The sequence below is a fragment of the Methanosarcinales archaeon genome, assembly GCA_014859725.1.
Classification (GTDB): Archaea; Halobacteriota; Methanosarcinia; order Methanosarcinales; family Methanocomedenaceae; genus Kmv04.
Window position 1 is genome coordinate 1 of the sequence record JACUTQ010000119.1, and the last position, 7,131, is coordinate 7,131.

The 7,131-nt window shown below is 40.4% G+C and carries 7 protein-coding genes; 5 read left to right on the forward strand and 2 right to left on the reverse strand.

Annotated elements, in window-relative coordinates:
• Positions 1–104: 104 nt before the first annotated feature.
• Positions 105–293 (reverse strand): transposase, encoded by a 189-nt coding sequence (locus IBX40_09560; GenBank protein MBE0524561.1) that lies wholly within the window; start codon positions 291–293, stop codon positions 105–107.
• A 300-nt stretch (positions 294–593) separates the two neighbouring features.
• Here IBX40_09560 and IBX40_09565 point away from each other — a divergent pair, with 300 nt between their 5' ends.
• Complete coding sequence (locus IBX40_09565) at positions 594–2,069, forward strand: cobyric acid synthase (protein MBE0524562.1); 1,476 nt, start codon at positions 594–596, stop codon at positions 2,067–2,069.
• Here the strand turns inward: IBX40_09565 and IBX40_09570 are convergent.
• The gene (locus IBX40_09570; GenBank protein ID MBE0524563.1) at positions 2,066–3,040 is read right to left on the reverse strand and encodes a H4MPT-linked C1 transfer pathway protein; all 975 of its coding nucleotides are present in this window, start codon (positions 3,038–3,040) and stop codon (positions 2,066–2,068) included. The genes IBX40_09565 and IBX40_09570 overlap by 4 nt on opposite strands.
• A gap of 172 nt (positions 3,041–3,212) precedes the next feature.
• Here IBX40_09570 and IBX40_09575 point away from each other — a divergent pair, with 172 nt between their 5' ends.
• The 4 genes from IBX40_09575 (at position 3,213) to ltrA (ending at position 7,020) form a co-directional block, all read left to right on the forward strand.
• Entirely contained in the window at positions 3,213–3,674 is a 462-nt protein-coding gene (locus IBX40_09575; GenBank protein MBE0524564.1) for a 30S ribosomal protein S6e, read from the forward strand.
• Positions 3,675–3,869: 195 nt separating this feature from the next.
• Positions 3,870–4,967 carry a transposase gene (locus tag IBX40_09580; GenBank protein ID MBE0524565.1) on the forward strand — a complete coding sequence of 366 codons (1,098 nt, stop codon included), beginning with the start codon at positions 3,870–3,872 and terminating at the stop codon, positions 4,965–4,967.
• 200 nt (positions 4,968–5,167) lie between these two features.
• Positions 5,168–5,476, forward strand: coding sequence for a hypothetical protein (locus tag IBX40_09585; protein ID MBE0524566.1), 309 nt, complete (start codon positions 5,168–5,170; stop codon positions 5,474–5,476).
• 14 nt (positions 5,477–5,490) lie between these two features.
• The gene (gene ltrA, locus IBX40_09590; GenBank protein MBE0524567.1) at positions 5,491–7,020 is read left to right on the forward strand and encodes a group II intron reverse transcriptase/maturase; all 1,530 of its coding nucleotides are present in this window, start codon (positions 5,491–5,493) and stop codon (positions 7,018–7,020) included.
• Positions 7,021–7,131 lie beyond the last annotated feature (111 nt).

Genomic DNA, 7,131 nt, shown 5'->3' on the forward strand with positions numbered 1-7,131 from the left:
TGCTGAACTTTTTCCATTCTCAAGTTCACGAAGAATAGTTATTTTTGCTTCGCGTTTGAATTTTTTCCTTGCCTTCATATTTGCACCCTTTCTGTAGAAGTTTGCTAAGAATGTTTCTTAACTACGTGTCCACTTTTTGGGGTGCAGTCCAAGAATGAATCCTCCAAGGAAATTCCAATGAACCATTTTATGATCAGATTGTATCTGGCAGCATCTTCCATTTGTCTATCTGAATAGTTCATGAGGAATTGTACTATGGCTGAACGAAACATGATTTCGGGTAGGTTTTTCACAGGTCGACCCTGATTTTGCGAATAAAGGTCTTTACAGGCTTCATTCACGAAGGAAAAGTCTACGTGTTTGTTTATCTGCAATAAACTTTGCCTGGGAATGAAATATCAATATACTTTTCAATTAGTAGATACAACATCAGCAAACCTATGAGATCATAATTCCACGGTATTATTATTTTTTTGCTTCCGGCTACACATTTTATTTATAATAGGAATAGAAATAACAAGAAAATCCATGCTAATGCCAGGATATTTGCGATGCCTATAAAGTCATACATTATAAGAAATCTGAGGTATTAAATGAAGTATGCAAAACCATTGATGATATTGGGTACAGGCTCCCATGTAGGTAAAAGTGTAATTGTTACAGCTCTTTGCAGAATTTTTGCCGAAACTGGGATTAACGTTGCTCCTTTTAAGGCCCAGAACATGAGTCTCAATTCCTGGATCACTACCAATGGTGATGAGATCGGGATCGCTCAGGCCATCCAGGCAAAAGCTTGCGGTATTGAGCCTACTGCTGACATGAACCCTGTACTGCTAAAACCAAAGGGAGACCGTCAATCCCAGGTGATCATCCTGGGCAAACCCTATGCAGACCGAACTGCAGGTGATTATTATGAGTCAATTGACGATATGATTAAGGTAGTTGAATCTGCCTACTACCGATTGGCCGGACAGTATGACATGGTGATTATAGAAGGAGCCGGGGGGGCCGCTGAGATCAACTTGTATGAGAGGGATATTGTAAATATCGGTACGGCAAGGTTGCTAAAACCCCCTATTATACTTGTTGGAGATATCGAACGGGGCGGTGTGTTCGCAAGCATCTACGGGACGCTTAAACTGCTGCCTGACGATATTGCGCAACTGGTCAAAGGCATAATCATCAATAAGTTCAGGGGAGATCCAGCCATATTGGAACCAGGACTGAAAGAACTGGAAGAGATAACCGGAGTACATGTGTTGGGTGTTATTCCATATACGGATTTATCCATTCCTTCCGAGGATTCGGTCTCGATCGCAGATAAAAAGCATATATTTAATAATGGATTTGTTGACATTGCCATTTTAAGATTGCCCAGGATCTCGAATTTCACAGATTTCGAACCCCTTGAACCACTTTCAAATATCAGATATGTGGAACTGGATGAGGATATCGGACAGCCGGATGCTTTGATCATACCTGGAACTAAGAATACAATCGATGATCTCCAGGCTATTAAAGAAAGCGGGACCTATCATAGGATATATGAACTGGTAAAAGCCGGCATTCCCATAATCGGGATTTGCGGCGGATACCAGATGTTGGGAAAAACCATAACTGATAGTGGGATTGAAGGGGGTAGTGCTGCAGGAGTTGATGGTCTGGGACTGCTGGATGTATCCACAAGTTTTGGTGAATATAAAAAGCAGACCATCCAAACCCGGAAAAAAGTTACCGGGGACGGTCCAATTCTGGGCAGGATTACAGGTCAAAATGTTTCCGGTTATGAAATACATATGGGGGATACCTGGCTGCATGAAGATAAACCAGCTTTTTCTGATGATGGTTGTATTGATAGATCTGGATTGATCTGGGGGACATATCTTCACGGCCTGTTCGAAAATGAGAATGTCAGGGATGCTTTTCTGGATTTCCTTTATTCAAAGAGAGGGATCTCGTACCTCAACATCAAGGCAGGAATAAACTACCAGGATCCATACCACAAGCTGGCCCGGCATTTCTTAACACATGTGGATATGGATGCAATTAATAAGATATTAAAAGATTAAACCTCATTTAGGAGATATGCTACTGCATAAGCAGGGAAGACCTTTGAAATTGCTGTGCCGTAAATGTCTGATAATAATGTGCAGGCAAGTCTGGCGTGCCGGGCAGCATCCTCTATTAAGAATTCTCCAAGACCGGCACCCACGATTTTATTGATACCGTATTTTGAGGCAAGTATGTTCATTGCTTCTGCAAGTTCGTTCCTCTGCCTTTCATATATCTGGCTGGCCATGATCATAATTTCTTTATTGTCAAGTTCTGAAGTGTCAGCACAAACCACCCTGGCCAAACGCCGTGCTGCTTCTGCTATTGTTTTTCCATATCCATCCGGTGTATCGCAGGTATAGTCTTCTGGCTTGATATTCCCCAGTAATAGGTGCACATCTGCGGTCTGGGCAAATAATTCTGATGAGACCCTGTATTGATTTTGCCCAAGGTTTATCATGCTCATCAGTGTTGCAATATTGGTGCGCAGTATTCCCCTGTACAGGAGTTCATGCCGCCCGAGCCGCTTAAAATCGGTCTCTCCGGCCAGAGATGTTCCGTTCTTTACAGGGATCAGGTCAGTTGTCGTGCTGCCAAGATCGACAAAGATACAATCTTCTTCTTTTCCTGCCACCAGGGCCGAAGCGGTCCAGTTGGCGGCGGCCAATGACCTGATATCTCGATCACCGTTTATAAATTCTCCTTTGTTGTTAAGGTACAGTGCATTTGGGAAAGCGGCATCTACGGCATCCATTATAAACCTGATGCCCTCTTCTTTATCTGAAAAACAATCAGCCAATTCCCCTGTCATTACCACTCCTGATTTTGAGGGGGAGAGTCTTTGTGCGATCTCTTTTAGTTTTAGAGGCAGGCTTGTATCCTTCCACATAGGAATGTAATGTAGTTCTGCTATCCGGGTGTCAAGAGATGCTATTTTTGTGTTTGCACCGCCAATATCTATTCCAATGATAGGAGCGTCCAGATTCATGATTATCCTGATAATCTAATATCTGTTAATGTTTATTGTATTATTTGGAATTTATCCAGTAATTTATTTCCTTACCTCGATAATCTTAAATATCTTTATAGCTTGTAAAGTCCGTTATATTCAAAGATAGTACATATTATCATTTAGATCAATTTCATAAAGGAGATAATGAATGGCAGATTTTAGAGTCACAGTTTCAGACAGAAATTCCGGATCAGCTCATCAGGTAGAGATATCGGGCAGCCAGGCAAACAAATTTACAGATAAGAGTATAGGGGATACAGTAGGTGGAGATGCAGTAGGTCTCCCGGGATATACCCTGAAGATCACAGGCGGGACCGATAAGGATGGTTTCCCGATGCGCAGCGGACTTCCCGGTCAACGTAGACGCAAGATATTGATCGCTGGCGGAGTCGGTTACAAATCCCCTGTAAAAGGAATGAGACGCAGAAAAACAATGAGAGGCGAGGAGATATCAACAGATATCGGGCAGATCAATACCTTAATCGAGGAATACGGTAGTAAATCCATTAAGGTATTGCTGGGCGGCGAACCTGAAGAAGTAGTTGAAGAGACAGCTTCAGAAGAAGCAACAGATGAGTCCTCAGAAGAAAGTGAAGAAAAACCAGAATAATTGTAGAACTTGATCGTTCTACAGCTCTCTTTTTTTCGACTGGAAATTCCAGTCGAAACATTTATTTTTGTTGGTATATAAAGTATAAATTTCTCATCAAATATCGAATAAATAAATTTGAATATTTCTCCTAAATGGTGAGTATAAAAGCAATCCCTCAAATATGAGGGAATGCTAATGCATGTTTGACAACACATGCAAGAATTATTATTTCACCAAGACATAAAAACTTGCCGCCCTCTTTCAGTCAGAATGATATTTGAGGATAATCATAACTGGAACGCGTTCATCCTTGAGCATAAAGACGAACTTCGCGATGTTGAAATTATTGAAGTTAACAAAATGCTATCCTGCAAGGATGAGAGTCGTGGTTACTTCACATATCATCAAACCATCTATTTTGGATGTAATAGTCGCATCTGTTCGAATTGTGGTAAGAATCATACAGATAAATGGGCAAAATCTCTTAAAAATGCAATGTTCAATGTTCCCCATCGACATGCGGTCTTAACAATTTCCGATGTTTTATGGCCTATCATATTGCAAAATCGTTTTCTGCAAAAGGTTTTAATAGATGCAGCAATTGAAGCAATTAACGATACAATTTCGTATAAAAATCGGAATGGACGATTGCTTGCAGGTGCTATTGTTGTGTTGCATCCATTTTCGAAAAATATGGGATTCAATCCGCATCTCCATGTGCTCGTAACTGAAGGTGGGTTTGACAAGCGTGGAAGATTTATCCATCAAAAGTTTATTTCTTTCAGAGGAATGCGAAAAACTTGGCAATATCAAGTACTTACTCGGTTTAAAGCTGAATTTCCGGGAAATATGGAAATATCGATGCTGGTCCATCAACTTTTCAAGAAGTACCCTGAAGGATTTTATGTACATCTTCCTGAGGAATCCAGAATTACTAATAAACAAAATGTAGCACGATATGTGGCCAGATATATCAGGCATCCAGCGGTTGCAAATACAAGATTATACGAATATGATGGAAAATCGGTTACCTTTTGGTATAAGGATCATGAGGACAAGAAAATATTTGTGACAATGGAAGTGAAGAAATTCATTAGAGCGTTGATTCAGCACATTCCAGATCGGAATTTTAAAATGATACGCTATTATGGATCATATGGACGCAGAATCAAAAAATTGTTTTCTGGGTATTTACAGAGAAGTTTAAATCAGACAACATTTGAGGACTTTTCCAAAAAAAGAAATGTGTGGGCACCGGAATGTCCAAATTGTGGGACAAAAATGACTTTTGCATGGTATGAAAAGCTGTGACAAGAAAGTCATATCCTGAATTGCAGAAATGCCACTCCTTCCATTCGGAGCGACCCTACTGTGACACTCATTATCAGTAATGGAATGGGTGGAGCCAACAGGACAATGTGGAAAACTCTGGAAGTCTGATCCGGACAATCTGCTAGGGTAATGAATGCTATGAAGAAACGAAAGTTGAACCATTGTAAGAGTCGTGAACCATGACAAGCGAAAGCAGACTTTACACGCTTGAGCCAAAAGGCACAGAATCAGACTATAACGGCTCTTTTGACGTTATAGGGAATGGACAGATGATTCTCGGCTTACAGATGGCTTCTAAGGCATCCGAAATTATTCAAGATATGGAACTTGGTAAGCCCAATGAGCTCCCGATAATCCGGGTAGGGACTCCGCAAGGAGCGACGATGGTTCAGGGGGTAGAGGAAACGGTAAAAAGCAAATGCCAGTTTGTAATGGACTGGATAGAGGTTCAAACTTTGCCTCAACCTGAAAGGGTGCTGACTTGCTAAAGGTGTTTCATTGTATGAACGGAGGTAAACTTGTGAATGTAAGTAATTCAACGACGCTTAAAAGCGAGAAACTTACAGATATAAGACTAAAAATCCAATGGAATGATATCGATTGGAAAAAGGTCATTATAAATGTTAACAGGCTACAAACCAGAATTACAAAAGCAGTTAAAGAAGGAAAATGGCATTTAGTAAAAAGACTACAGTATTTATTAATCCATTCGTTCTATGCAAAATTGTTAGCAGTGAGAACGATATGTCAGAATAAGGGTAAAAGAACAGCAGGAATTGATGGCGAAAAGTGGATAACACCCAAAGCCAAAATGAACGCTGCTCTTGATTTATCTGACAAGAGTTATAAAGCCAAACCCTTGAAAAGAGTTTTCATTGAGAAGGTTGGTAAAAAGAAGAAACGACCCTTAGGTATCCCGACCATGTATGACAGAGCCATGCAGGCATTATATGCTCTTGCATTGGGGCCTGTTGCAGAAGCCTCAGCTGATATTGCTTCCTTTGGCTTCAGAAAATATAGAAGTGCACAGGATGCATGTGAGCAAATTTTCATCTGCTTGAGCAAGAAAAACTCTGCTCAATGGATACTGGAAGGCGATATAAAAGGCTGTTTCGATAATATCAATCATGAATGGTTACTGGACAATATCCCGATGGACCAATCGATTCTAAAGAAATTTCTTAAAGCAGGTTTTGTATACAAACATCATTTGAATCCTACCAAAGCAGGCACACCACAAGGTGGTATAATCTCGCCAGTCCTCGCGAACATGGCTTTGGACGGGATTGAACGTGCAATTTCAGATAAGTACTATACCGGGAAAATCTGGAAGGGCCATAACCCGAAAAAGGTGAACTTCGCACGGTATGCGGACGATTTTATCGTAACTGCTGATTCAGAGGAGACTGCTAAGGAAGTTAAAGAATTAATTGAAGTTTTACTGAAGGAAAGAGGTCTGGAACTGTCAGAAGAGAAAACACTGATTACTCATATAGACCAGGGGTTTGACTTTCTAGGTTGGAATTTCAGAAAATACAAGGGGAAACTACTTATCAAGCCTTCCAGGAAGTCTATTGAGAATGTCAAACAAAAAATAAGCGACATTATTAAAAAAGGGAAGGCATGGAAACAGGAAGACCTTATTGGTGCTCTTAACCCCATTATTACTGGTTGGACAAACTATCATCAATCAGTAGTGTCTAAAGAAACATTCAGCAAACTAGACAATACAGTTTGGAATATGCTGTGGAAATGGACAAAAAGTCGACATCCCAAAAAATCCAAGTCCTGGGTAGCCAGTAGATACTGGCATAGTGAAGGGACCCGGAACTGGGTATTTTCTACGAAAAAGAACAAACTAAAACTCTTCTCAGATACAAAGATCGTGAGACACACACGTCTCAAACTTGATAGAAATCCCTATCTTGACAAAGAATATTTCGATGTACGGAGATATAAACTGCGTGCTCGTAAAATTGCTAACAAGCATAAAACGTCTGGAGTTGAAATGAACATTTGTTCATTTATATAAATATTGTAGTCTCAAAACCATAAAGCCATTGAATTGTTAACTGCTGCCTGATACAGAAAAGGTTATGAAAGGCTTGAGCCGTTGTGACAAGAAGTTACATCATAAATTGCC